This window comes from Achromobacter sp. SX5, from assembly GCF_056711425.1.
Genome location: NZ_CM160041.1, coordinates 1348118 through 1374044, shown reverse-complemented (window position 1 = coordinate 1374044; position 25927 = coordinate 1348118). Strand labels below are relative to the sequence as shown.

Below are 25927 nucleotides of genomic sequence, written 5' to 3'. Positions count from 1 at the left end.
TGTGCGATCAAGGAACATTATGCTCGGATGTCCCAACCTAGGCTTTTCATGACCCCCACCCCTATGTCCCAGCAAAAATCCCGCCTCGGCGGACACATCCTGGTCGACCAGCTGGTTGCACAGGGCGTCAAGCACGTTTTCTGCGTCCCTGGCGAAAGCTATCTTGCGGTGCTCGATGGCCTGCACGACGCGGACATCTCGGTCACCGTGTGCCGCCAGGAAGGCGGCGCGGCCATGATGGCCGACGCGCACGGCAAGCTGACCGGCGAGCCCGGCATCTGCATGGTGACGCGCGGCCCCGGCGCCTCCAACGCGCTGGCCGGCGTGCACATCGCCAAGCAGGATTCCACGCCGCTGATCCTCTTCGTGGGCCAGATCGAGCGCGGCATGCGCGAGCGCGAAGCCTTCCAGGAAATGGACTACCGCGCCGTGTTCGGAACGCAGGCCAAGTGGGTCACCGAGATCGACCAGGTCGAACGCATCCCCGAGCTGGTTTCCCGCGCCTTCCACGTGGCGACCTCGGGCCGTCCGGGCCCGGTGGTGATCGCCCTGCCCGAAGACATGCTGGTCGAAGCCGCCACGGTCGCCGACGCGCCGCGCTACGAGATCATCGATTCCGCGCCCACCGCCGGCCAGCTGGCCGACCTGGAAAAGCTGCTGGCCGAGGCCAGGAACCCGGTCGCCATCCTGGGCGGCACGCGCTGGGACGCGCGCGCGGTGCAGCAGTTCGCCGATTTCGCGCAGCGCCACGCGCTGCCCACGGCCGTGTCGTTCCGCCGCCAGATGCTGTTCCCGGCCGATCACCCATGCTTCATCGGCGACGTGGGCCTGGGCATCAACCCGGCGCTGCTCAAGCGCGTGGCCGACGCCGACCTGGTGCTGCTGGTGGGCGGGCGCATGTCGGAAAACCCCAGCCAGGCCTATACGCTGCTGGACATCCCGGTGCCCCGCCAGAAGCTGGTGCACGTGCATCCCGATTCCGCCGAGCTGGCGCGCGTCTACCGCCCCACGCTGGCCATCAATACCTCGCCGGCGGCTTTCGCGCAGGCGCTGGCCGGCCTGAAGGCGCCCGCCGCGCCGGCCTGGGCCGAAGGCACGCAGGCCATGCGCGAGTCGTACCTGAAATGGAGCGACCCGTCGGCCATCGCCACGCCCGGCGCGCTGCAGATGGGCCAGGTCATGGCCTACCTGGAAAAGACCCTGCCGGCCGACGCCATCATGACCAACGGCGCCGGCAACTACGCCACCTGGCTGCACCGCTTCCACCGCTTTACGCGCTACGGCACGCAGCTGGCGCCGACCTCGGGCTCGATGGGCTACGGCCTGCCGGCGGCCGTGGGCGCCAAGCGCATCTGGCCCGACAAGACGGTGGTGTGCTTCGCCGGCGACGGCTGCTTCCTGATGCACGGCCAGGAATTCGCCACCGCCGTGCAGTACGACCTGCCCATCGTGGTGGTGCTGGTGGACAACGGCATGTACGGCACCATCCGCATGCACCAGGAAAAACACTACCCCGGCCGCATCTCGGCCACCGCGCTCAAGAACCCGGACTTCGCCGAATACGCGCGCGCCTTCGGCGGCCACGGCGAACGGGTCGAGACCACGGAGCAGTTCGGGCCCGCCTTCGAGCGCGCCCTGGCCAGCGGCAAGCCGGCCATCCTGCACTGCTTCATCGATCCGGAAACCATCACGCCGGGCACCACGCTGGAGAAGATCCGCGAGGCGGCCCTCAAGGCCCGGCACTGACACGGCGGCAAGGCCCGACTGGCGCCGGCGGCGCGCGTAAAGCGCGCCGCGCCACCGGCGGCTTGCCGTCCCAATTATTTTAGGTTTAAACTTTTTAGCATTCCGAACACGGAAATCCATAGCGGAGACCCAGCATGTCCTCGAATCCCTCGTTTCACTGGCAAGACCCCCTGTTGCTGGACCAGCAACTGACCGAAGAAGAGCGCATGGTGCGCGACGCCGCCCAGGCCTATGCGCAGGACAAGCTCGCTCCGCGCGTGCTCAACGCATTCCGCAACGAACAGACCGACCCGGCCATCTTCTCCGAAATGGGCGAACTGGGCCTGCTGGGCGCCACCATCCCCACCGAATACGGCGGCGCCGGCCTGAACTACGTCAGCTACGGCCTGATCGCCCGCGAAGTCGAGCGCATCGACTCCGGCTACCGCTCCATGATGAGCGTGCAGTCGTCGCTGGTGATGGTGCCGATCAATGAATTCGGCAGCGAAGCGCAAAAGCAGAAGTACCTGCCCAAGCTGGCCCGCGGCGAATGGATCGGCTGCTTCGGCCTGACCGAGCCCAACCACGGCTCCGACCCCGGCGGCATGGAAACCCGCGCCGTCAAGACGGCCGACGGCTACAAGCTCACCGGCAACAAGATGTGGATCACCAACTCGCCCATCGCCGACGTCTTCGTGGTGTGGGCCAAGTGCGTGGGCGGCGACTTCGACGGCAAGATCCGCGGCTTCATCCTGGAAAAGGGCATGAAGGGCCTGTCGGCCCCGGCCATCCACGGCAAGGTCGGCCTGCGCGCCTCGATCACCGGCGAAATCGTCATGGACGAAGTGGAAGTTTCCGCCGACCAGATGATGCCCGGCGTGTCCGGCCTGAAGGGCCCGTTCACCTGCCTGAACTCGGCCCGCTACGGCATCGCCTGGGGCGCCGTGGGCGCCGCCGAAGCCTGCTGGCACACCGCCCGCCAGTACACCCTGGACCGCAAGCAGTTCGGCCGCCCGCTGGCCGCCAACCAGCTGATCCAGAAGAAGCTGGCCGACATGCAGACCGAAATCACGCTGGCGCTGCAAGGCTGCCTGCGCCTGGGCCGCATGAAGGACGAAGGCACCGCCGCGGTGGAAATCACCTCGATCATGAAGCGCAATTCCTGCGGCAAGGCCCTGGACATCGCCCGCCTGGCGCGCGACATGCTCGGCGGCAACGGCATCTCCGATGAATTCGGCGTGGCCCGCCACCTGGTGAACCTCGAAGTGGTCAACACCTACGAAGGCACCCACGACGTGCACGCCCTGATCCTGGGCCGCGCGCAGACCGGCATCCAGGCGTTCTATTGATCGCCGGCCGCGTCTCGCGGTGAGCAGAGGCCGTCCTTCGGGACGGCCTTTTCCTTTTTTTGGAGGAGAGGAAAGCCCGGATAGCCGCGCCCTTGCGCAAGCCTTACGCTTTGTGGGATCGGCCAGATCCCAACCGGCCAGGAGTCGTGCATGCAAGGCTATTCCTTTCTCCGCCTGACGGCGGGCTTCGCCATGGCTTTCATGGCCCACGGCGCCTACGCCGTCACCACCTTGACGATGACCACCGAGTATCCGGCCACGTCCATGCCCGGCCAGGGCCTGGCGACCTTCGCCGACCTGGTGCGCGCCAAGAGCGCCGGCAAGGTGCTCATAGACGTCAGCTACGACGCGGCCAGGGAGATCAAGTCGGGCGAAATGATCGAGGCGGTGCAGGCCCGCAGAGTCGACGCCGGCGATGCGTTCGCCGGCGCCCTGGCCACCAAATATCCCTTGTTCGGGGTCTCGTCCCTGCCCTTCCTGGCGGATTCGCTGTCCAAGGCCCGCAACCTGAACAAGGCGGCCCGTCCGGCCTATGAAAAGCTGCTGGCCGCGCATGGCCAGAAGCTGCTCTACACCACGCCGTGGCCGGCCTCGGGCATCTGGTCCAAGCAGAAGATAGACAGCGTCGCGACGCTGAAGAAGCTGAGCATCCGCACCTACGACGCGACGTCGCAGAACGTGATGCAGAAGGCCGGCGCCCAGGCGCAGAACATCTCGTTCTCCGACGCCATGCCGCGGATCGCCTCGGGCGAGATCAACGCGGTGCTGTCATCCGGCGACGGCGGCGCGGGCCGCAAGCTGTGGCAATACCTGCCGCATTTCGCCGAGATCAACTACGCCATGCCGATCTCCATCGCGACGATGAACCTGCGGGCCTACCAGGAGCTGGACGCGCGCGGACGCCGCGCCATCGACCAGGCGGCGGCGCAGACCGAGACCGAGCAATGGAAGCGGATCGAGGGCCGCCTGCAGCAGAACTACGCCAACATGCGCAAGAACGGCGTAACCATCAATACCGCGGTGCCGCTGCCGGTGCGCAAGGCCTTGAAGGACGCGGCGGCGGATTCGGTGAAGACGTGGCAGGCCGAGGCCGGACCGGAGGGCGCGGCGATTTTGAAGCAGGGCGGGAAGAAGCGTTAATCCTCGCCCGACAGATCGAACAAGCTGGTCGCATCCAGCTCCAGCACGGCTTCGTCGTGCTGGTTGTAGACCGTCCAGGCCCAGGTGATGATGCCCAGGTCGGGGCGCGACGAGGAGGTGCGCGCGCCCTGCACCCGCGCTTCCAGGCGCAGCGTGTCGCCGGGGCGCACGGGGGTGCGCCAGCGCACTTCGCCCAGGCCCGGCGAACCGAACGATTCGGAGTCGTGCAGCGCCGCGTCCACGGCCATGCGCATGGTCAGCGCGCAGGTGTGCCAGCCGCTCGCGATCAGGCCGCCCCAGCGCCCGGCCGAGGCGCGCTGGGGATCGGTGTGGAACCATTGCGGATCGTATTTGCGCGCGAACTCCAGGATCTCCGCTTCCGTCACGGTGACCGGACCGGCCTTGATGAGCATGCCGTCTTTGAAATCGGCGAATTTCATGTTCTGTTTATCCCCCGAAAAAGCCAACGGCGCGCCAGCGCGCGCCGTTGCCTGTTTGCATGTCGACCCGCGGGCGGCCATGCACAGGGCCGCGGCCGTTCAATAGGTCTCGAAATGCAGCCGCCCCTCGCGGCGCAACGCATCATGCAGGATAGACCAATCCTGGCCCGCTTGCACTGTCACGTCGCGCAATGCGTCCAGCACGCCGACTTCCATGCCTTTCAGGCCGCAGACGTAGATGCAGGTGTTGCGGTCGGCCAGCAGCTCCAGCACCTTGTCGGCGCGCTCGCGGATCAGGTCCTGCACGTAGCGCTTGGGCTGGCCGGCCTCGCGCGACAGCGCCAGGTTGATGTCGATGAAGTCGGAGGGCAGTTTCATCAAGGGGCCGAAGTACGGCAGTTCGCGCTCGGTGCGCGCGCCGAAGAACAGCATGAGCCTGCCGTTCTCGCCGGAGTCGATGCGCCGGCGGCAGCGTTCGGTCATGGCGCGCATGGGGGCCGAACCGGTGCCGGTGCAGATCATGATGAGATTGGCGCGCGGGTGGTTGGGCATCAGGAAGGTGTTGCCGAACGGCCCTATCACCTGCACCTTGTCGTTTTTGACCAGGTCGCACAGGTAGTTGGAGCAGACGCCGTGGGCGGGCGCGCCGGCATGGTCCTCGGTGACGCGCTTGACCGTCAGCGAGAGGTTGTTGTAGCCGGCCCGCTCGCCGTCGCGCGGGCTGGCCAGCGAGTATTGGCGCGCGTGGTGCGGCCGGCCCTGGGCGTCCAGGCCCGGCGGCAGGATGCCGATGGACTGCCCTTCCAGCACGGGAAACGGCAGCTCGCCAAAATCCAGCACGATATGGTGGATGTCGCTGTCGGTATCGGCGCCGGTGACCCGGTAATTGCCGACCACGGTGGCCGTCATCGGGGTCTTGTGCGTGTACAGGTTGACGTACGGATGGGCCGCGGACCACGGCGGCACCGCCGCGCCCGGCGTGACATAGGCCGGCTGCGGCGCGTCCGCGGCGGGTTCGGCCGCACCCGCCGCGTCGGCCTGGCCGGCGGCCGCCCCGGCCGCCTCCAGCGCCTGCTGCTGGGGCAGCTCTTCCCAGCCCAGCTGGTCGCGCACGGAATAGGCCTCGGCCCGCAGCACCAGGTGCCAGTTGTCGATGGCGCCGGTGGGGCACGGCGGCACGCAGGCCATGCAGCCGTTGCAGATGTCCGGGTCCACCACGTAGTTGTTGGCGTCGTGCGTGATCGCGTCGATCGGACAGGTTTCCTCGCAGGTATTGCAGCGGATGCAGATCTCGGGATCGATGAGATGCTGCTTCAGGACTTCTGCAGGTAAGGGCGCGTTCATCGTGGTCTTCCCCATGCTCCGGCAGGCGGCCGCCGGCGCGGCCGCCGCCCCGTCTTAGTTGAAACGGACGTACTCGAAATTCACCGGCTGGCGGTTGATGCCCATGACCGGCGGCGCGATCCAGTTGGCGAACTTGCCCGGCTCGGTGACGCGCCCCATCAGCGAGGCGACGAAGGCGCGGTCCTCGGCGCTGGGCAGCCACTTGTGGCTGTGGGCCTGCCACTGGGCCTCGGACAGCAGTTCGCCTTCGGGCGACATGCGGATGCCGGCCAGCGTGCCGATCTGGCGGTTGAAGGCCTTGTGCGGCACCTGCAGACGGAACGGGATGCCGCTTTTCTCGATGACCTTGTTCCAGCGTCCGATGCCGGCCACGGAATCGCGGATGAAGTCGTCGCGCAGCACTTCGTTCAGCGCATTGAGCATGGGCACTTCGACTTCCTGCAGTTTGCCGTTGTCCACGGTCAGCACGCGGTAGGTGTCGTTCTTGAGCTGGTGGTCGTCGGTGCGCTTGCTTTCTTCGTAGCGGCCCTTCAGGCCCGAGCTGTAGAAGATGGCGGCATTGGAGGACTGGTCCGCGCCGAACAGGTCGATGGTGACGCTGTAGTGGAAGTTCAGGTAGCGCTGGATGGTGGGCAGGTCGATCACGCCGGCCGCGCGCACGCTGGCGGGGTCGTCGGTCTTCAACTGGTTCATCACTTCGCAGGTGCGCTGGATGACGCGCGAGATGCCCGATTCACCCACGAACATATGGTGGGCCTCTTCGGTCAGCATGAACTTGGTGGTGCGCGCCAGCGGGTCGAAGCCGGATTCGGCCAGCGCGCACAGCTGGAACTTGCCGTCGCGGTCGGTGAAGTAGGTGAACATGTAGAACGCCAGCCAGTCCGGCGTCTTTTCGTTGAACGCGCCCAGGATGCGCGGATTGTCGGCGTCGCCCGAGCTGCGCTGCAGCAGCGCGTCGGCCTCTTCGCGGCCGTCGCGGCCGAAGTAGCGATGCAGCAGGTAGACCATGGCCCACAGGTGGCGGCCTTCCTCGACGTTGATCTGGAACAGGTTGCGCAGGTCGTACTGCGACGGAGCGGTCAGCCCCAGGTGGCGCTGCTGCTCGATCGAGGCCGGCTCGGTGTCGCCCTGCGTGACGATGATGCGGCGCAGGTTGGCGCGGTGTTCGCCGGGCACGTCCTGCCAGGCGTCGCGCCCCATGTTCTCGCCGAAATGGATCTTGCGCTGGCCGTCCTGCGGCGTCAGGAAGATGCCCCAGCGGTAGTCCGGCATGCGCACGTGGTCGAAATGGGCCCAGCCGTCGGGCTGCACGCTGACCGCCGTGCGCAGGTAGACGTCGAAACCGTGCGAGCCGTCCGGGCCCATGTCCTGCCACCATTGCAGGTAATTGGGCTGCCAGTGTTCCAGCGCGCGCTGCAGCGTGCGGTCGCCGGACAGATTGACGTTGTTGGGGATCTTATCGGTGTAGTTGATGCCGGACATGTCTCGCTCCTGTTCTTGAAGTGGGGGCCGCGCGGCGCGGCGTCGCCGGGCCGTTCAGACCCGGTTCCAGTCGAAGGCGGCCTGCTCGCCCTTGCCGTACAGCTTGAGCGCGCCTTTCTCGCCGGCTGCATTCGGACGGTTGAAGATCCAGTTCTGCCACGCCGTCAGGCGGCCGAAGATCCGGGTTTCCATGGTTTCGTTGGCGCCGAAGCGCAGGTTGGCTTCCAGGCCGGTCAGCGCGTCGGGCGACAGGGCGCGGCGCTCTTCCAGCATCATCCGCACTTCGTCGTCCCAGTCGATGCTGTCGGGCGCGTAGGTCACCAGGCCCAGTTTCAGCGCGTCGGCGGCCGCCAGCGGCTGGCCCGCGCGCTCGCGCACCGCCTCCAGCGGGGCGGCTTCCTCGTGGAAGCGCCGCTGCAGGCGGCTTTGCCCGCTGACCATGGGATAGGCGCCGAAATTGCCGGCGCCCACCACGATGCGCGCCGGCGCGGCCGCATCCTCGTCGTCCAGCATGTAGCTGCGGTCCGCGGCCAGCGCCAGCTCCAGCAGCGTGCCGGCAAAGCACGAGCCGGGCTCGATCAGCGCGAACAGGCTGCGCGAGGTCACGTCCAGGCGCGCCAGCGTGCGGCGCAGCATGCCGGCGGTTTCGCGCACGAACCAGTGGTCCGCATGGCGTTCCAGCGCGGCGTCGGCGGCCAGGACGCGGTCGGCGTCGCCCTCGGTCTTGAAGACCCAGGTGCCGATGTCCAGTTCGTTGGTGCGCATGGACAGGATGGCGTCGTCCAGTTCGCGCGCCATCTGCAGCGGCCACCAGGCCGCGCCGGCCGCCAGGATATCGGCGATTTCCACGGGCGCGTCGCCCTCGGGCGCGCGCACGGTCCAGACGGCCAGGCGCTTGTCGCGGTCGATGCGCACGTCGACGTAGCGGTAGGACAGGCCATCGGCGCTTTCCTCGCGGTGCAGCGGCGTCAGCGCGACGCCCTGCGCATCGGCCGGGCGGTCGCTGCCCTGCGCCAGGGCTTGCGCGCGTTCGCGCACGGCCTGCTCGAAACGGGCGGGCTTGACCACCTCGTCCACCAGCCGCCAGTCCTTGGCGCGCTGGCCGCGCACGCCTTCGACCAGGGTGCAGAAAATGTCGGCATGGTCGTGGCGCACCTTGCGCTTGTCGGTCACGCGGGTCAGTCCGCCGGTGCCGGGCAGCACGCCCAGCAGCGGCACTTCGGGCAGCGCCACGGAAGAGGAGCGGTCGTCGACCAGCATGATTTCGTCGCAGGCCAGCGCCAGCTCGTAGCCGCCGCCGGCGCAGGCGCCGTTGAGCGCGGCGATGAACTTCAGGCCGCTGTGACGGCTGGAGTCCTCGATGCCGTTGCGGGTTTCGTTGGTGAACTTGCAGAAGTTCACCTTCCAGGCATGCGAGGACAGGCCCAGCATGAAGATGTTGGCGCCCGAACAGAAGATGCGTTCCTTCATGCTAGTGACCACCACGCTGCGCACTTCGGGGTGCTCGAAGCGGATGCGCTGCAGCGCGTCGTGCAGTTCGATGTCGACGCCCAGGTCGTAGGAATTCAGCTTGAGCTTGTAGCCGGGGCGCAGGCCGCCGTCTTCGGCCACGTCCATGGCCAGCGTGGCAACCGGGCCGTCGTAGCTCAGGCGCCAATGACGGTACTGGCCGGGATCGGTCCGGAAATCTACCCAGTTGAGAGTGCTGCTCATCGTGTGTCTCCTTGCACGCCTAGACAGGAAAAATACTGCACAACATGAATTATTATGCAGATTAAGGGCAAAAAAAATCCCCGTCAAGCGGGGACATGCAAAAAAATTCCGGTTCCGGGCGCGCCCACCCGCCCCCGGGCCTACAACGGCAGACCGCAGGCCTTGCGCACCTGCGTGCGCAGCCCCGCGAAGCTCTCCTTCACGTCCAGGTTGCTGGTGACCCAGGTGAGATCGGCCTTGGCGTAGAAGGCCTCGCGCCCGGCCAGGATGCGCTTGAGGTCGGCCATGGCCTCGTTGTTGCCGGACATGGGCCGGAAGTCGCCCTGCGCCATGACGCGGCCCATGTGTTCCTCGGGCGTGGCGCGCAGCCACACCGTATAACAGTGCGCCAGCAGCAGGTTCAGGGTGGCCGGCTCCGAGACCAGCCCGCCCGGCGTGGCCAGCACCATTTCGGGATAGATCTGCACCGCCTCTTCCAGCGCCCGCCGTTCGTAGCGGCGGTAGGCGTTGGGGCCGTACAGGTTGTGGATCTCCAGGATGCTGCAGCCGGCCACGCGTTCGATCTCGCGGTTCAGCTCGACGAAGGGATAGCCCAGGTCGTCGGCCAGCATCTGGCCCAGCGTGGACTTGCCCGCGCCGCGCAGCCCGATCAGCGCCACGCGCTGGGTGCGATTGGGGCGCTGCGCGCCCGCGCCCACGCCGAACAGCTGCGTCAGCGCCTCGCGCGCGCGCTGCAGGTCGGATTCGGTGCGGCCGCTGAGCAGCTCCCGGATCAGCAGCCAGTCCGGCGATTCCGTGGTCACGTCGCCGACCAGCTCGGCCAGCGCGCAGTTGAAGGCCCGCGCGATCTGCAGCAGCACCAGGATGGAGGCGTTGCCCACCCCGTGCTCCAGATTGGCCAGGTGGCGCTCGGACACGCCCGTGACCTGCGACAGGCTCTTGCGGGTCATCCCGCGTATGGCCCGCAGTCGGCGCACCCGCTCTCCCAGCGCCACGAGAAAAGCCTCGCGCCGGGGTTCGGATGGCGCCGCGTCTAGCGCTTGATTCATGTTCTGGCTGGCTCCGCAAAAACCCTGATAGTCATTGTTTTGTGCACTATAGTGCTTGACCATTATCAATGGAAGCACTATTTTTCACTCAAGTGAATTCAACTGCCGGTCAGATGCAAAAAAACAGCAGTGGAATTCATCCGCTTCGAAAAGCGCCGATAAGTGTAAAGGAGGAGCCCCGGTGACCACGCCAGATCGATTCCATGCCCTGATGCGCGACGTCGCGCGGCTGGCCGCCGGCCAGCAACTGGACGCCGGGCTGCAGGCCCGGCTGAACCGCGAGGCCGGCCCCCACAGCGCGCTGTACCAGGACATCTTCGCGGCCTGCCGGCAAGGCGTGGCCGACGGCTGGATGTGCTCGCGCGAGGGCGGCGGCATCCGCTACGGCCGCGTGATCAAGCCCGCCCCCGACCTGGCCGACTGCTCGGTCGACGTGGTGGACATGGACGACCTGGCCGGTCCCCACCATGCGCATCCCAACGGCGAGATCGACATGATCATGCCGCTGACCGAAGGCGCCCGCTTCGACGGCCACGGCGCCGGCTGGCTGGTCTACGGCCCCGGGAGCGCGCACAGCCCTACCGTGACGGGCGGGCGCGCCCTGGTGCTGTACCTGCTGCCGGGCGGCGCCATCGAGTTCTCGCGCGGCTAGCGCCGCCCTTCCCGACCAATAAACAGACAAGAGCGCGGCATCCGCCCACCAGGACACCAGGAGACAACCGTGAACACCTGTCCCGCCGAACTGAATTTCGCCAGCCACCTGGCGGCATTGAACGCTGCGCGCGCCGCCAAGCCCGCCTATATCGACGACCACCGCCAGCTCAGCTACGGCGAGCTGGCCGAGCGCGTGGCGCGCCTGGGCGGCGCCCTGCGCGGCCTGGGCCTGCGCCGCGAGGAACGCGTCCTGCTGCTGATGCAGGACACGGCGGACTGGCCCGTGGTGTTCCTGGGCGCGCTGCACGCCGGCGTGGTGCCGGTGGCGGTCAACACCCTGCTGACCGCGGACGACTACGCCTACATCATCGGCCACAGCCGGGTGCGCGCGGTGTTCGTCTCCGGCGCGCTGCTGCCCACCGTGCAGGCCGCGATCAAGCAGGCCGGCGCCGACGTGGAACACGTGGTGGTGTCGCAGCCGGCCGGCCCCTTGCCCGCCGGCGCGCATGAATTCGAGGCGCTGCTGGCGGCCGCGCCGCTGGCGCCGGCCGTGCGCACGCTGTCCGACGAGATCGCGTTCTGGCTGTATTCGTCCGGCTCCACCGGCAAGCCCAAGGGCGTGGTCCACACCCACGGCAACCTGTGGCATACGGCCGAGCTCTACGCCAAGCCGGTGCTCGGCATCCGCGAAGACGACGTGGTGTTCTCGGCGGCCAAGCTGTTCTTCGCCTACGGCCTGGGCAATGGCCTGACCTTCCCGCTGTCGGTGGGCGCGACCGTCATCCTGATGAGCGAACGCCCCACGCCGCAGGCGGTGTTCCAGCGCCTGACGCGCCACCGCCCCACCGTGTTCTACGGCGTGCCCACGCTCTACGCCAGCATGCTGGCCGCGCCGGACCTGCCGGCGCGCGAACAGGTCGCGCTGCGCATCTGTACCTCGGCGGGCGAAGCGCTGCCGCGCGATATCGGCGAGCGCTTCACGCGCCATTTCGGCTGCGACATCCTGGACGGCATCGGCTCGACGGAAATGCTGCACATCTTCATTTCCAACCAGGCCGGGCAGCTGCGCTACGGCACCACCGGCAAGCCAGTGCCCGGCTATGAAGTACAGCTGCGCGACGACAGCGGCGCGCCGGTGCCTGCCGGCGCCATCGGCGACCTGTACATCAAGGGTCCCAGCGCGGCCCTGATGTACTGGAACAACCGCGACAAGACGCGCCAGTGCTTCCTGGGCGACTGGCTCAAGAGCGGCGACAAATACACCTGCGACGCCGACGGCTACTACACCTATGCCGGGCGCAGCGACGACATGATCAAGGTCAGCGGCCAGTACGTCTCGCCGGTGGAGGTGGAGAACATCCTGGTGCAGCACGAGGCCGTGCTGGAGGCCGCGGTGATCGGCGTGCCGGACCACGACGGGCTGGTCAAGACGCGCGCCTACGTGGTGCTGCGCCCCGGCTTTCAGCCCGACGCCAGCACCGGCGCCGCGCTGCAGACCTACGTCAAGCAGCACCTGGCGCCCTTCAAGTACCCGCGCCGCATCGACTTCACCGACGAGCTGCCCAAGACCGCCACCGGCAAGATCCAGCGCTTCCGCCTGCGGCAGCTGGCCGAGGCGTCGCTATGAATCCCGACGCAATCGCCTGCGCCGACATCCACGCGCTGGGCCGCGACCTGCGCCTGGAATACCAGTGGATCGCCGCCGCCCGCCCGGACGCGCCGCTGCTGGTCTTCCTGCACGAAGGCCTGGGGTCGGTCTCCATGTGGAAGGACTGGCCGCGCCAGCTGTGCGAAGCCTGCGGCTGCCGCGGGCTGGTGTATTCGCGTCCGGGCTATGGGCGCTCCACGCCGCGGCCCGCGCAGGAAAAATGGCCGGTGGAATTCATGCACGACCAGGCGCGCGAGGTGCTGCCCGCCCTGCTCCGCGCGCTGGACGTGGACGCGCGGCGCGACCGGCCGGTGCTTTACGGCCATAGCGACGGCGGCTCGATCGCGCTGCTGTACGCGGCCATGCACCCGGACGCCGTGGCCGGCGTGGTGGCGGCCGCCCCGCACATCTTCGTCGAGGACGTCTCGGTGGCCAGCATCGCGCAGGCGCGCCGCGCCTATCTGGAGACGGACCTGCCGGCCCGGCTGGGCCGCCATCACGCGCACGCCGATTCGGCGTTCTGGGGCTGGAACGACATCTGGCTCGATCCCGCCTTCCGCGCCTGGAACCTGGAACCCTACCTGTCGCGCATCGCCTGTCCGGTGCTGGCCATCCAGGGCCTGGACGACGAGTACGGCACGCTCGCGCAGATCCGCGGCATCCGCCGCCTCGCGCCCCAGACCGAACTGCTGGAGATACCGGACTGCGGCCACTCGCCGCACAAGGACCAGCCCGCCCGCGTCACCCAGGCCGTCGCCGGTTTCGTCGGCGGACTGGAACAACCCCGCTGACCCCGCGTCGGCCCATAACAAAGCACGGAGACTCACCATGAACCACGCCCTGACCCGGACCGCGCTCGCCGCGGCCCTGATGCTCGCAGCCGGCGGCGCCCAGGCGGCCGACAAGATCAAGGTCGGCTTCATGCTGCCCTACAGCGGCACCTACGCCGCGCTTGGCAACGCCATCGAGAACGGCTTCAGGCTGTACGTCGGCGAACAAGGGGGCAAGCTGGGCGGACGCGAGATCGAGTATTTCAAGGTGGACGACGAGTCCAATCCGGCCAAGGCCGCCGAGAACGCCAACCGCCTGATCAAGCGCGACAAGGTCGACGTGCTGATCGGCACCGTGCACTCGGGCGTGGCGATGGCGCTGGCCAAGGCCGCCAAGGACAGCGACACCACGCTGATCGTCACCAACGCCGGGGCCAACGCCATCACCGGCCCGCTGTGCAGTCCGGGCATTTTCCGCACCTCGTTCACCAACTGGCAGCCGGCCTACGCGATGGGGCCGGTGGCCTACGCCAAGGGCCACAAGACGGCCGTCACCATCACCTGGAAATACGCGGCCGGCGACGAGGCCATCGGCGGCTTCAAGGAAGGCTTCGAGAAGGCCGGCGGCAAGGTGGTCAAGGAACTGAGCCTGCCGTTTCCCAACGTCGAGTTCCAGCCGCTCCTGACCGAGATCGCGGCGCTCAAGCCCGACATGGTGTTCACCTTCTTCGCCGGCGGCGGCGCGGTGAAGTTCGTGCAGGACTACCATGCCGCGGGCCTGGGCAAGACCATCCCGCTGTACGGTTCGGGCTTTCTCACCGACGGCACGCTGCAGGCCCAGGGCGAGTCCGCCCAGGGCCTGCTCACCACGCTGCACTATGCCGACGGCCTGAACACGCCGCGCGACAACGCCTTCCGCGCCGACTACGCCAAGGCCTACAAGATGCAGCCCGACGTCTATGCCGTACAGGGCTACGACGCGGCCCAGCTGATGCAGTCGGGCCTGGCCGCGGTGAACGGCGATTTCGGCAAGAAAGAAGCCTTCCGCAAGGCCATGCGCGGGGCCACCGTGGACAGCCCGCGCGGCGCCTTCACGCTGTCGGCGGCCGGCAACCCGGTGCAGGACATCTACCTACGCCGCGTCGACGGGATGGAGAACAAGGTCGTGGAGGTCGCCGTGCCCAAGCTGGCCGACCCGGCCCGCGGCTGCAAGCTCTGATCCCGCAACGCGCACCGGCCACAGGGAGGCCCCATGGACATCGGCATCCTGCTCATCCAGAGCCTGAACGCGTTCCAGTACGGCTTGCTGCTGTTCCTGGTGGCCAGCGGCCTGACGCTGATCTTCGGCATCATGGGCATCATCAATCTGGCCCACGGCAGCTTCTACATGATCGGCGCCTACATGGCGTTCGCGCTCGGGCCGGCGGTCGACCGCTGGCTGGGCGGCGGCTTCCTGGCCACGCTGGCGGTCTGCGTCGTGGCCGCCGCCGTGCTGGGCTACCTGCTGGAAGCCGCCTTCTTCAGCTATCTGTACCGGCGCAACCACCTGCAGCAGGTGCTGATGACCTACGGCCTGATCCTGGTCTTCGAGGAGCTGCGCAGCATCCTGGTGGGCAACGACGTGCACGGCGTGCCGCTGCCCGCCTGGCTGCAGGGCAGCATCCCGCTGGGCGGCGTCATGACGTATCCGGTGTACCGGCTGTTCATCTCGGCGGTCGGCATCGCGGTGGCGCTGCTGCTGTACTGGGTGATCGCGCGCACCCGGCTGGGCATGATGCTGCGCGCCGGCTCCAGCAATCGTGAAATGACCGCCTCGCTGGGCATCGACGTCAACCGCCTGTACCGGCTGGTGTTCGCGGCCGGCGTGGCGCTGGCGGCGCTGGCCGGCAGCATCGCCGCGCCGGTCTCTTCCGTCTATCCCGGCATGGGCAACGGCGTGCTGATCGTGTGCTTCGTGGTCGTGGTGATCGGCGGCATCGGCTCGGTGCGCGGCGCCTTCCTGGCCGCGATGCTGGTCGGGGTGGTCGAGACCTTCGGGCAGGTGCTGTTCCCGTCCGCGGCCGGCGTGCTGGTGTACCTGCTGATGGCGTTCATTCTTCTATGCAAGCCCGAAGGGCTGTTCAAGCAGGGCTGAATATGTTGAACCGATTCCTACCCGCCCTGACCCTGCTGGCGCTGGCGGCCTTCGCCTGGAGCGGCAGCGACTACTACACCGGCCTGGCGGTCAAGCTCATGATCTACGCCATCTTCGCGCTCAGCCTGCAGCTGCTGGTGGGCGGCGCGGGACTGGTCAGCCTGGGGCACGCCGCCTTCTTCGGCATCGGCGCGTACACCGCGGCGCTGCTGTCGCCCGAGTCGGAGGCGGCCAGCCTGTGGTGGCTGCTGCCGGCCGCGGTGCTGGCGGCCGCAAGCTATGCCGCGGTCACCGGCGCGCTGGCGCTGCGCACGCGCGGCGTGTACTTCATCATGGTCACGCTGGCGTTCTCGCAGATGGCCTACTACGTGTTCCACGATACCGACGTGGGCGGCGGCAGCGACGGCATCTATCTGTACTTCCGGCCCGAACTGTCGGTGGCCGGCTGGATGCCCTTCGACCTGGGAGAGGCCCGCACGTTCTACTTCTTCGTGCTGGCCTGCCTGGCGCTGGTCTGGGGCTTTCTGGCCCTGCTGCGGCGCTCGGCCTTCGGCGCCGCGCTGGCCGGCATCCGCATCAACGAGCAACGCATGCGCGCGGCCGGCTATTCGACCTATCCGTACAAACTCACCGCCTATGTGGTGGGCGCGGCGCTGGCCAGCCTGGCCGGCTTTCTGTTCGCGCTCAAGGACGGCTTCGTCACGCCCGAGCTGCTGGCCTGGGAGCAGTCCGGGCTGGTGCTGCTGATGGTGATCCTGGGCGGCATGGCCAGCCTGGGCGGCGCGGTGCTGGGCACCGTGGCGCTGGTGCTGCTGCAGGAACTGTTCCAGTCCCAGGCGATCTTCGGCGACTACGCCAGCCACTGGCACCTGCCGCTGGGCCTGGCCATCATCGCGCTGGTGGCGCTGCTGCCCGACGGGCTGGCCGGCCTGCCGGCGCAATTGCGCCGACGCCGCCAGGCGCGCGCCGCCGGCGCCGCTCCCAGACCGGAAGCCGCCACGCCCGGCCGCCCGGCGCCGCCGACGCGCCTGCCCATACAGGGAGAGCCCCATGTCTGAAGTCCTGCTCGCCGCCAGCGCCGTCACGCGCCGCTTCGGCGGCCTCACCGCGGTCAACGGCGTCTCGCTGGGCCTGCGGCGCGGCCAGGTCCATGCCGTCATCGGCACCAACGGCGCCGGCAAGTCCACGCTGATCAACATCCTGTCGGGCGAACTGGCGCCCAGCAGCGGCCAGGTCATGCTGGACGGGCGCGACGTCACCGCCTGGCGCCAGCCCGAGCGGGCGCGCGCCGGCCTGGGCCGCAGCTACCAGCGCTCGACCATCTTCCCGGAGCTGAGCGTGCTGGAGAACTGCCGGCTCGCCGCGCAGGCGCGCCGGCAGCGGTTCTGGCGCTGGTGGCGGCCGGCTTCCGACTGCCGCCGCAGCGCCGAACTGGCGCGCCACGCGCTCGATTGCACCGGGCTGGCCGACGACGCGCCGCGCGCGGCCGGGCTGCTGCCGCACGGCCGCAAGCGCCAGCTCGAAATCGCCATGTGCCTGGCGGGCGAGCCCCAGGTGCTGCTGCTGGACGAGCCGCTGGCCGGCATGGGGCCGGAGGAAACCGACCGCATCCTGGCGCTGTTGCAGACGCTCAAGTCCGGCCACGCCATCCTGCTGGTCGAGCACGACATGGACGCGGTCTTCCGCGTGGCCGAGACCATTACCGTGATGGTCAACGGCAGCGCCATCGCCAGCGGCACGCCGCAGGAGATCCGCGCCAACCCCGAAGTGCGCACCGCCTACCTGGGCGAGGACGCCGACGCCGGAGCCGGACGATGAACACGCTGATCGAAGCCGGCGGCCTGCACGTCTACTACGGCGCCAGCCACGTGCTGCGCGGGGTCGACATGCATATCGCGCCCGGCGAGTCCGTCGGGCTGGTGGGCCGCAACGGCATGGGCAAGACCACTCTGATACGCAGCCTGGTCGGGCAGGTCAGATGCGCGCAGGGCAGCGTGCGCGTCGACGGCCGCGACTGCACCCGCGCCCAGCCGCACGCCATCGCCCGGCTGGGCGTGGCCTACGTGCCGGAAGGACGCGGCATCTTCCCCAACCTCAACGTGCGCGAAAACCTGCAGGTCGCGGCGCGCCCCGGCAGGCGCGGCCGCCAGGACTGGAACTACGCGCGCGTGCTAGACACTTTTCCGCGGCTGCAGGAGCGCCTCGGACACGGCGGGCAGCAGTTGTCGGGCGGCGAGCAGCAGATGCTGGCCATCGGCCGCGCGTTGATGACCAATCCCGAACTGCTGATCCTGGACGAAGCCACCGAGGGCCTGGCGCCGCTGATCGTGGCCGAGATCTGGAAGATCATCCGCCAGATCCGCGCCAGCGGCATGTCCACGCTGATCGTGGACCGCAACTACCGCGCGGTGCTGGCGCACACCGACCGCTGCCTGGTCATGGAAAAAGGCCTGATCGTGCGCGACGGCGACAGCGCCGCGCTGGCGCGCGAGCCGGAGCAGCTCACCCGCCACCTGGGCGTCTAGATCACCGCTTCGATCAGGAACGGGCCGCGGCGCTTCAGGCCTTCCTGCAGCGCGCGCGCGAAGCCTTCCACGGTGTCCACGCTCACCGCCTCCACGCCCATGCCGCGCGCCAGGTGCGTCCAGTCCAGGTGGGGCTCCTGCAGGTCCAGCATGCGGCGGGCGTTGCGGCCGGGCTCCTCCACGCCGACCTTCTTCATTTCGCCATGCAGCGTGGCGTAGGAGCGGTTGGCCAGGATCACCGTCAGGCAATCGAGGTTCTCGCGCGCCTGGGTCCACAGGGCCTGCAGCGTGTACATGCCGCTGCCGTCGGCCTGCAGCGTGACGACCTTGCGGTCGGGGCAGGCCACGCCCGCGCCGGTCGCCAGCGGCAGCCCAATGCCGATGGCCCCGCCGGTCAGCACGAGCCAGTCGTGCGGCGCGCTGCTGGCGCTGTAGATCGGGAATTCGCGGCCCTGCGTGATGGACTCGTCGCACACGATGGCCTGTTCCGGCAAGCTGTGCGCGATGAGGATGTTCACCGCCGCCCCGGTCAGGCGGCCGGACTGCGGCACCTCGTAGGCCGCGGCCGGCGGCGCCAGGCGCGGCGCGTCGGCGGCGATGCCGAGTTCGTCGGCCAGCCATTCCAGCGCGTGCGCCAGGTCCTGTTCGGCCGAAGCCAGCACCACCTGGTTGCAGTCGGCCGGCGCCAGCAGGCTGGGCTTGCCCGGATAGGCGAAAAAGCCCACCGGCGCCCGCGCGCCGACCAGCACCAGATGCCGCACGTCCTTGAGCTTGGACACCGCCAGGTCGATCACATAGGGCAGGCGCTCGACCGGCGTGCGCGAACCGCCGCGCTCGACGCGGCGGTTCGAGGTTTCCGACATCAGGCGCACGCCGGTGGCGCGCGCGATACGGCCGGCGGCGTTCAACGCGCGTTCGCGCAGCGCGGCCCCGCCCAGCATCAGCGTCACGTTTTCGCCCGAGCGGATCGCGGCGGCGGCCGCGCGCACCGCCTGCGCCGACGTCTGCGCCGGCGCCGTGCGCGGCGCCAGCACCGGCGGCGTGTTTTCCGGCAGCTCGGTCCAGGCCGTATCGGCCGGCAGGATCAGCGTGGCCACGTTGCCCGGCGCCTGGCGCGCCACGCCCACGGCCTCGGCCGCGTCGGCCGACAGCGCGCCGGCCGTCAGCGTGCGCTTGACCCAATGCGACATCGGACGCGCCACGCCCTCGACGTCGCTGGTCAGCGGCGCGTCGTACTGGACGTGATAGGTGGCGTGGTCGCCCACGATGTTCACCATCGGCGTGCGCGCGCGCTTGGCGTTGTGCAGGTTGGCCAGGCCGTTGCCCAGCCCCGGCCCCAGGTGCAGCAGGGTCGCGGCCGGCTTGTCGGCCATGCGCGCGTAGCCGTCGGCCGCGCCGGTCACCACGCCCTCGAACAGGCCCAGCACGCAGCGCATCCGGGGCTTGCGGTCCAGCGCCGCCACGAAGTGCATCTCCGAGGTGCCCGGGTTGGCGAAGCAAACGTCCACGTCGTTCGCAAGCAAGGTGTCGCAAAGGCTGTCAGCGCCGTTCATCGTGTCTCCTGATAATTTCTGGGCGGTGCGGGCGCGGCGGCGCGCCCGGATAGTTGGCATGATAGGAAGCCTGGCCCGAACGCGATAGGGCCATCTCGGCGCGAACGGATGGAACCATTCCCGGTTCGGCGGTCAATTTCCGCTGTCCGGAATCACGTGCCGGCCGGCGGCCTGGCCAGCAGGCCGTTGAGCACGACTTCGTAGAACTCGGCGAAGGCCGCGCCGATCGTCAGGCCGGTTTCCTCCAGAAACCGCTGGTTCCTCAGGCGGTGCGCCGCGCCCAGGATGGCTTCCGACAGCACGCGCGGATTGTGCGGCGCCAGCAGTCCCTGGCGCACGCCCTCTTCGATCATGGACTCCAGCCCGCGCACCCGCGCCAATTGATAGGCGTCGAACACCGCGCGGCCGCTCTCGGTCGCGTCCAGGTCGGTCAGGGCCGCCTTGCTCAGGCCGGATGCGTTCAGCGTCGCGTGCAGATAGGCCGCGATCGCCCTGGCGCCGTCGGCCTGCTCGCGCGCGGCGGCAAACCCTTTCTCCAGGTTGCCCTGCAGCACCTGCCGGCAAATATTGACGAACAGCTCTTCCTTGGTGGGCGCGATTTCGTAGAGACGCCGGCGCGAGCACTGCATGCGCTGCGCAATGTCGGCAATGGTCAGCGCGGACACGCCCTCGACGATCAGCAACGCGGTCAGTTCCTTGATGAAAACCTCGTCGGTACGTCGTTTCGCCATGTATCGCCGCTTGCCTGTGGATGAGAGGGGGCATTCTACGACGCCTAGGTAAAACACCTAGTCCGGGAGCCCCCTGTTTTGGCACCAACAATATTGACACAGTACCGTTTGTCATTTCAAATCGGTACTGAAACATAGATTTCAGTACCAAAAGAACAACGGAGACCCGATGCGCCTTCCCCACGATTCCCTGCATGAAGGCGCCACGGTCGCCGCCCTGTACCGTACGTCGTTCAGGGCGTTTCCCGATGCCCCGGCCATCGTCTCCGACGAGGCCGCGCTTTCCTACGCCGAGCTGGAGGCGATGTGCCATCGCTACGCGCGGCTGCTGCGCGCCAAAGGCCTGCAACGGCAGGACGCCATTGCCTTTCTCGTCGGCAACCGCGCCGAGGCCATCGCCGCCATCATCGCGGCGCAGTTCATCGGCTTGAAGTCGGTCGCGCTGCACCCGATGGCCTCCGAGGAGGACCACGTCTTCGTGCTGCAGGACGCGCAGGTGCGGGCCCTGGTGGTCGACGACAGCAAGTACGCGCAACGCGCCCAGGCCATCGAGGCGCGCGGCGCGGTGCCCATGGTGCTGCCGCTGGACGGCGGCATGGTCCGGGAAGCGGCGGCGATGGACGGCGGCGAGCTGCCGCTGGACGCCCGGCCCGGAGACATCACCAAGCTGTCCTACACCGGCGGCACCACCGGCCGTTCCAAGGGCATTCTGCAGACTCATCGCACCGCCGTCACCATGACGCTGCAAATGCTGGGCTCGTACGAGTGGCCGCGGCATGTGCGGTATCTGGTGACCACGCCGATCTCGCACGCGGCGGGCGGCCTGATCCTGCCGACCTTTCTGCGCGGCGGCGCCGTCTACCTGAGCGACAAGTACACGCCGGCCGGCTTTCTGGAGCGCGTGCAGCGCCACCGCATCAATTTCACCTTCCTGGTTCCGACGCAGATCTACGGCCTGCTGGACCATCCGGCGCTGGCCGCCAGCGACTGCTCCAGCCTCGAACTGGTTCTTTATGGCGCGGCCCCCATGGCGCCGTCCAGGCTGCTGGACGCGCTGCGCAGGATCGGCCCGGTATTCGGCCAGGTGTACGGCCAGGCCGAAGCGCCGATGACCATCTGCTACCTGCGCCGCCAGGACCACGACCCCGGGCGTCCCGAACTGCTGCGCTCCTGCGGCCAGGCCATCGCCGGCAACCAGGTGAAGCTGCTGGACGAGAACCTGCAGGAAGTGCCCACGGGCGAGATAGGCGAACTCTGCGTGCGCAGCCCGCTGGTGATGGAGGGCTATCTGAACCGGCCGGAAGAAAACGACAAGGTCTTCGCGGGCGACTGGCTGCACACCGGCGACATGGCGCGCATGGACGCCGCGGGCTATCTGTACATCGTCGACCGGGTGAAGGACATGATCATCTCCGGCGGCTTCAACGTCTATCCCAGCGAAGTCGAGAACTGCCTGGCGCAGCATCCCGACGTCGCGCTGTCCGCCGTCATCGGCGTGCCCGACGAGAAGTGGGGCGAGGCCGTCACGGCGATCGTGGTGCTCAAGGACGGCGCGCGCGCCGACGCCGCCGCGATCATCGAATACGTGACCCGGCACAAAGGCGTGGTGAATGCGCCGAAGACCGTGGTGTTCGAAGACCGGCTGCCGCTCACGGCGCTGGGCAAGATCGACCGCAAGACCATCAGAAGCCGGTACTGGACCGGCCGCGACCGCCAGGTCGGCTGAGCGAAACCACCCTGAATAAACAAGCCGGCCTACGGGCAACCAAGGAGACAACGATGCGCATCAGACACCGCATTTTCAAAGCATGCCTTTTGGCCCTGGGCATGGCGAGCGCCCCGCTTCACGCGCAGGAGCCCTACCCGGCCCGGCCCATCAAGCTGATCGTCCCCTTCGCGCCGGGCGGCGTCACCGACCTGACCGGCAGAACCTTCGCGAAATACATGTCGGATGCGCTCAAGCAGCCGATCGTCACCGAGAACAAGCCGGGCGCGGGCGCGCTCATCGGCGCGAACTACGTGGCGCGCTCCGCCTCCGACGGCTACACGCTGCTGCTGGGCACCAACGTCACCCACGCCATCAATCCGCAGTTGATGACGTCTACGCCCTATGACCCGCTCAAGGACTTCCGGCCGGTGGCGATGTTCGGCCTGAACGGAAACGTGCTCGTGGTCAACGCCTCATTTCCGGCGAACACCTTCGACGAATTCATCAAGTACATCAAGGCCAAGCCCGGCGACATCAATTACGCCTCGGGCAGCATCGGCAGCTCCGCCCACCTCGCCGCCGAATTGCTGAAGCAGGAGGTCAAGGGCCTGGAATACATGCACGTGCCCTACAGCGGCCCGTCCGAAGCCATGTCGGCGCTGATCGGCGGCCACGTGGACTTCATGTTCGCCAACATCGGCGCGGCCATCAGCCAGATCAAGTCCGGCAAGATCAAGGCGATTGCCGTCACCACGGCCAAGCGCGAAGCGCAATTGCCGGACGTGCCCACCATCGCCGAATCGGGCGTGTCGGGTTTCGAGGTGGTCGGCTGGATGGCGGCGTTCCTGCCCAAGGGCGCACCGGACGACGTGACGGCCCGCCTGAATCAGGCGGTCAACGACGCGCAGTCCGATCCCGACCTGCGCAAGACCCTGGATGCCGCAGCGCTGATTCCCGTGGTGGCGACGCCGGACCAGACCGCGAAATTCGTGCAGGACGAGTATGCGAAGTGGGGCCGCGTCATCCGCGACGGCAACATTCCAAAACAATGACCGGTGGAAAGCTCATGACACTCAAAGGCAAGGCCTACATCGCGGGCGCATACGAGCATCCCACGCGCTACGCGCCCGATAAATCGGTCACGCAGCTCCACGCCGAATGCGCGCTCGGCGCGCTGCGCGACGCCGGGCTGGACATCAAGGACGTGGACGGCTATTTCTGCGCCGGCGACGCGCCGGGCGGCAGCCCCCTGTCCATGGCGGAATACCTGAACCTGGACCTGAAGTGGGTGGACGGCACCGAGCTGGGCGGCTGTTCCTACATGGTGCACGTGCGCCATGCCGCGCTCGCCATCGCGCAAGGCAAATGCTCGGTGGCCCTGGTCACCCTGGCCGGCAAGCCCAAGAGCAGCGGCATGGCCACGGGCACGGCGCCGCGCGAGCTGGGTCCGGAGCGCCCCGAAACGCCCTGGGACCGCCCGTACCGGTCCACCATCACGGGCATATACGGCATGCTGACGCAGCGCCACATGCACGAGTACGGCACCACCTCGGCGCAGCTGGCCGCCGTCAAGGTCGCGGCCGCGCACCATGCGCAATACAACGAGCACGCGGCGCTGCGCACGCCGGTGAGCGTCGAGGACGTGCTGGCCTCGCCCATCATCGCCAGCCCCCTGCATCGCATGGATTGCTGCGTCATCACGGACGGCGGCGGGGCGCTGGTGCTGACCAGCCCGGAAATCGCCAGGCGGCTCGCGCGTCCGCTCGTCAAGATCATCGGCGCGGGCGAAAGCATCAAGACTGCGCGTGGCGGCTACATCGACCCGGTCACTTCCGGCGCCGTCGCCAGCGGCAAGCTGGCTTTCGCCGAGGCGGGCATCGCGGTCGACGACGTGAAATACGCGTCGATCTACGACAACTTCACCATCATGGTGCTGATGCAGCTCGAAGACCTGGGGTTCTGCAAGAAGGGGCAGGCCGGCGCCTATGCGGCCGAAGGCAATCTCATCTCCGGACGCGGCAAGCTGCCTTTCAACACCGACGGCGGCGGGCTGTGCAATAACCACCCGTCGAACCGCGGCGGCATGACGAAAGTGATCGAAGCGGTGCGCCAGCTGCGCGGCGAAGCGCATCCGGCCGTGCAGGTGCCCGGCTGCAACCTGGCGCTGGCATCGGGTCCGGGCCTGGTCATGGGCGTGGCCCATGCGCATTCCACCTTGATCTTCGAACGGGAGTAAGGCGTGAACCAGCCTATCGACGCAACCGCCCATCAGAACGACCCTTACGCCCAGGCGTATCCCGAGACCGCGCCATTCTGGGCCGCCGCGCAGCAGGGGCAATTGCTGCTGAAGACCTGCAACCGATGCCGGCGCGCCCACTGGTATCCGCGCGTCGTGTGCCCGCTGTGCGGCGGCGACGATACCGGCTGGGAACCGGCGAGCGGCCAAGGCAGCCTGTACGCGTTCAGCATCATCGAGCGCGCCGATCCGCCCTATGCCCTGGCCTACGTCGAACTCGACGAAGGCCCGATCCTGCTGAGCAATATGGTCGATTGCGACCTGCGCGCGCTGCGGATCGGGCAGCGCGTATCCGCCGTGTTCCGACAGACGCCGGACGGGCGCTACGCGCCTTACTTCACCCTCGCACCGTAGGACGGCCGCGCGGGGCGGCCGTCCATGCACATTCCGGTCAGCGGATCGGCCAGGGATACATGGCGCCGCCCTTGCTCCACAGGGCGTTGGTGCCGCGCTCCAGGCCGAGCTTGCTGCCCTTGCCTACGTTGCGTTCGAAGATCTCGCCGTAGTTGCCCACCGCCTTGATGGCGTTGTAGGCCCATTTTTCATCCAGGCCCATGTTCTTGCCGGCGCCCGGTGTCACGCCCAGGATGCGCGAAACGTTGGGGTTCTTGCTCTTGAGCATTTCGTCCACGTTCTTCTGCGTGATGCCGTATTCCTCGGCTTCCATCAGGGCGAACAGGGTCCAGCGCACGATGCCGAGCCAGTTCTCGTCGCCCTGGCGCACCATCGGGCCCAGCGGCTCCTTGGAGAAGCGCTCCGGCAGGATTTCGTAGTCGTCGGGGTTGGCGACCTGGGTGGCGCGCACGGCGGCCAGCTGCGAGGAGTCGTCGGTGAAGGCGTCGCAGCGTCCCGATTCGAAGGCCCGCACGACTTCGGTGACCTTGTCGATCACGACCGGCTTGAATTCGATGTTGTTGGCGCGGAACCAGTCGGCCAGGTTGAGTTCGGTGGTGGTGCCGGGCTGCACGCAGACCGTGGCGCCGTTGAGTTCCTTGGCGCTCTTGACCCCGAGTTTCTTGTTCACCAGGATGCCCTGGCCGTCGTAGAAGCTGGCGGCCACGGCCGACAGGCCCAGCGAGGTATCGCGGGTCTGGGTCAGCGTGACGGTGCGCAGCAGCACGTCGACCTCGCCCGATTGCAGCGCGGTGAAGCGCTGCTGGGTCGACAGCGCCGTGCCCTTGAATTTGGTCGAATCACCGAACACGGCCGCGGCCACCGCGCGGCAGATGTCCACGTCCAGGCCTTCCCATTCGCCTTTGCTGTTGGTCGCCGAAAAGCCCGACACGCCGTCGGTCAGGCCGCACTGCACGAATCCTTTTTTCTTCACCGCATCCAGCGTGGGACCCGCCACCGCCGCCTGGGATGCGCAAGCCAGGGCGAGCGCGCCGGCAGCAAACAAGATGGACCGCTTCATTTTTGCCTCTCCTGAGATGGACGCCGTGCCTGCCTGCGGGCGCGGCCGCGGCGCAAACCGAGCCAGATTAAGCGATGTCCACGGTGCGAACAACGGAACGCATCCTAGTGGAAACCCGGGGTCCGCGCCCCGCGGGCCCGGCGTTTACAGGCTGTCCGGTGATCGAACTTTATCGGCCCGCGCGGCGTCTCGGCGGCCCGCGCTTGCATGCAATACTTTTTTCGCGCCGCGGCCGATCGCCGCGGCGCGCCA

23 protein-coding genes are annotated in these 25927 nt (G+C 68.1%); 15 read left to right on the top strand and 8 right to left on the bottom strand.

From position 1 onward, the window contains the following. Positions 1 to 63 precede the first annotated feature (63 nt). The 3 genes from AC1M14_RS06450 (at position 64) to AC1M14_RS06440 (ending at position 4214) form a co-directional block, all read left to right on the top strand. Entirely contained in the window at positions 64 to 1746 is a 1683-nt protein-coding gene (locus AC1M14_RS06450) for a thiamine pyrophosphate-binding protein (protein WP_111825613.1), read from the top strand. A gap of 134 nt (positions 1747 to 1880) precedes the next feature. Beyond that, on the top strand, positions 1881 to 3074 hold the full coding sequence (locus AC1M14_RS06445) for an acyl-CoA dehydrogenase (protein WP_102773601.1): 1194 nt from the start codon (positions 1881 to 1883) through the stop codon (positions 3072 to 3074). 150 nt (positions 3075 to 3224) lie between these two features. Continuing rightward, positions 3225 to 4214: a TRAP transporter substrate-binding protein gene (locus AC1M14_RS06440; RefSeq protein WP_479731232.1), complete on the top strand. Its 990-nt coding sequence runs from the start codon at positions 3225 to 3227 to the stop codon at positions 4212 to 4214. Here the strand turns inward: AC1M14_RS06440 and AC1M14_RS06435 are convergent. From AC1M14_RS06435 to AC1M14_RS06415, 5 genes are all read right to left on the bottom strand, one after another. Then, positions 4211 to 4654, bottom strand: coding sequence for a MaoC family dehydratase (locus AC1M14_RS06435; protein ID WP_102773603.1), 444 nt, complete (start codon positions 4652 to 4654; stop codon positions 4211 to 4213). The genes AC1M14_RS06440 and AC1M14_RS06435 overlap by 4 nt on opposite strands. 99 nt (positions 4655 to 4753) lie before the next feature. Continuing rightward, positions 4754 to 5998, bottom strand: a complete 1245-nt coding sequence (gene boxA, locus AC1M14_RS06430; RefSeq protein ID WP_102773604.1) for a benzoyl-CoA 2,3-epoxidase subunit BoxA — start codon at positions 5996 to 5998, stop codon at positions 4754 to 4756. Positions 5999 to 6052: 54 nt separating this feature from the next. Further along, the gene (gene boxB / locus AC1M14_RS06425) at positions 6053 to 7480 is read right to left on the bottom strand and encodes a benzoyl-CoA 2,3-epoxidase subunit BoxB (RefSeq protein ID WP_111825616.1); all 1428 of its coding nucleotides are present in this window, start codon (positions 7478 to 7480) and stop codon (positions 6053 to 6055) included. Between the two features lie 54 nt (positions 7481 to 7534). Further along, a complete protein-coding gene (boxC, locus tag AC1M14_RS06420; RefSeq protein ID WP_479731231.1) occupies positions 7535 to 9193 on the bottom strand; it encodes a 2,3-epoxybenzoyl-CoA dihydrolase in 1659 nt (552 codons plus the stop codon). 140 nt (positions 9194 to 9333) lie between these two features. Beyond that, positions 9334 to 10242: a helix-turn-helix transcriptional regulator gene (locus AC1M14_RS06415; RefSeq protein WP_102773607.1), complete on the bottom strand. Its 909-nt coding sequence runs from the start codon at positions 10240 to 10242 to the stop codon at positions 9334 to 9336. Positions 10243 to 10423: 181 nt separating this feature from the next. Here AC1M14_RS06415 and AC1M14_RS06410 point away from each other — a divergent pair, with 181 nt between their 5' ends. From AC1M14_RS06410 to AC1M14_RS06375, 8 genes are all read left to right on the top strand, one after another. Beyond that, entirely contained in the window at positions 10424 to 10894 is a 471-nt protein-coding gene (locus tag AC1M14_RS06410) for a 4-hydroxylaminobenzoate lyase (protein WP_102773608.1), read from the top strand. 69 nt (positions 10895 to 10963) lie between these two features. Further along, on the top strand, positions 10964 to 12523 hold the full coding sequence (locus AC1M14_RS06405) for a benzoate-CoA ligase family protein (RefSeq protein ID WP_102773609.1): 1560 nt from the start codon (positions 10964 to 10966) through the stop codon (positions 12521 to 12523). Further along, complete coding sequence (locus AC1M14_RS06400) at positions 12520 to 13335, top strand: alpha/beta fold hydrolase (protein ID WP_209165796.1); 816 nt, start codon at positions 12520 to 12522, stop codon at positions 13333 to 13335. The genes AC1M14_RS06405 and AC1M14_RS06400 overlap by 4 nt, the downstream gene beginning before the upstream one ends. A gap of 37 nt (positions 13336 to 13372) precedes the next feature. Next, on the top strand, positions 13373 to 14533 hold the full coding sequence (locus AC1M14_RS06395; protein WP_102773611.1) for an ABC transporter substrate-binding protein: 1161 nt from the start codon (positions 13373 to 13375) through the stop codon (positions 14531 to 14533). Positions 14534 to 14566: 33 nt separating this feature from the next. Beyond that, on the top strand, positions 14567 to 15448 hold the full coding sequence (locus AC1M14_RS06390) for a branched-chain amino acid ABC transporter permease (protein WP_102773612.1): 882 nt from the start codon (positions 14567 to 14569) through the stop codon (positions 15446 to 15448). Between the two features lie 2 nt (positions 15449 to 15450). Next, complete coding sequence (locus AC1M14_RS06385) at positions 15451 to 16506, top strand: branched-chain amino acid ABC transporter permease (protein WP_479731230.1); 1056 nt, start codon at positions 15451 to 15453, stop codon at positions 16504 to 16506. Next, positions 16499 to 17266, top strand: a complete 768-nt coding sequence (locus tag AC1M14_RS06380; RefSeq protein WP_102773614.1) for an ABC transporter ATP-binding protein — start codon at positions 16499 to 16501, stop codon at positions 17264 to 17266. Before AC1M14_RS06385 ends, AC1M14_RS06380 begins: the two co-directional genes overlap by 8 nt. After that, on the top strand, positions 17263 to 17973 hold the full coding sequence (locus AC1M14_RS06375) for an ABC transporter ATP-binding protein (RefSeq protein ID WP_102773615.1): 711 nt from the start codon (positions 17263 to 17265) through the stop codon (positions 17971 to 17973). Before AC1M14_RS06380 ends, AC1M14_RS06375 begins: the two co-directional genes overlap by 4 nt. Here the strand turns inward: AC1M14_RS06375 and AC1M14_RS06370 are convergent. Beyond that, the gene (locus tag AC1M14_RS06370) at positions 17970 to 19526 is read right to left on the bottom strand and encodes an acetolactate synthase large subunit (RefSeq protein WP_479731229.1); all 1557 of its coding nucleotides are present in this window, start codon (positions 19524 to 19526) and stop codon (positions 17970 to 17972) included. The two genes, AC1M14_RS06375 and AC1M14_RS06370, sit on opposite strands and share 4 nt — an antisense overlap. 152 nt (positions 19527 to 19678) lie before the next feature. Next, a complete protein-coding gene (locus tag AC1M14_RS06365) occupies positions 19679 to 20257 on the bottom strand; it encodes a TetR/AcrR family transcriptional regulator (protein WP_102773617.1) in 579 nt (192 codons plus the stop codon). Between the two features lie 169 nt (positions 20258 to 20426). On the opposite strand from AC1M14_RS06365, the gene AC1M14_RS06360 reads away from it, so the two are divergent. From AC1M14_RS06360 to AC1M14_RS06345, 4 genes are read left to right on the top strand one after another with little or no spacing between them, the layout of a single operon-like run. Continuing rightward, on the top strand, positions 20427 to 21983 hold the full coding sequence (locus tag AC1M14_RS06360; protein WP_479731228.1) for an AMP-binding protein: 1557 nt from the start codon (positions 20427 to 20429) through the stop codon (positions 21981 to 21983). Between the two features lie 53 nt (positions 21984 to 22036). Beyond that, positions 22037 to 23017, top strand: a complete 981-nt coding sequence (locus AC1M14_RS06355; protein ID WP_479731227.1) for a Bug family tripartite tricarboxylate transporter substrate binding protein — start codon at positions 22037 to 22039, stop codon at positions 23015 to 23017. 14 nt (positions 23018 to 23031) lie between these two features. Next, positions 23032 to 24201: a thiolase domain-containing protein gene (locus AC1M14_RS06350; RefSeq protein ID WP_479731226.1), complete on the top strand. Its 1170-nt coding sequence runs from the start codon at positions 23032 to 23034 to the stop codon at positions 24199 to 24201. A 3-nt stretch (positions 24202 to 24204) separates the two neighbouring features. Further along, a complete protein-coding gene (locus tag AC1M14_RS06345; RefSeq protein ID WP_479731225.1) occupies positions 24205 to 24615 on the top strand; it encodes a Zn-ribbon domain-containing OB-fold protein in 411 nt (136 codons plus the stop codon). Positions 24616 to 24652: 37 nt separating this feature from the next. Here the strand turns inward: AC1M14_RS06345 and AC1M14_RS06340 are convergent, their stop codons facing one another. Further along, a complete protein-coding gene (locus AC1M14_RS06340; RefSeq protein WP_102773622.1) occupies positions 24653 to 25675 on the bottom strand; it encodes an amino acid ABC transporter substrate-binding protein in 1023 nt (340 codons plus the stop codon). Between the last annotated feature and the right edge of the window lie 252 nt (positions 25676 to 25927).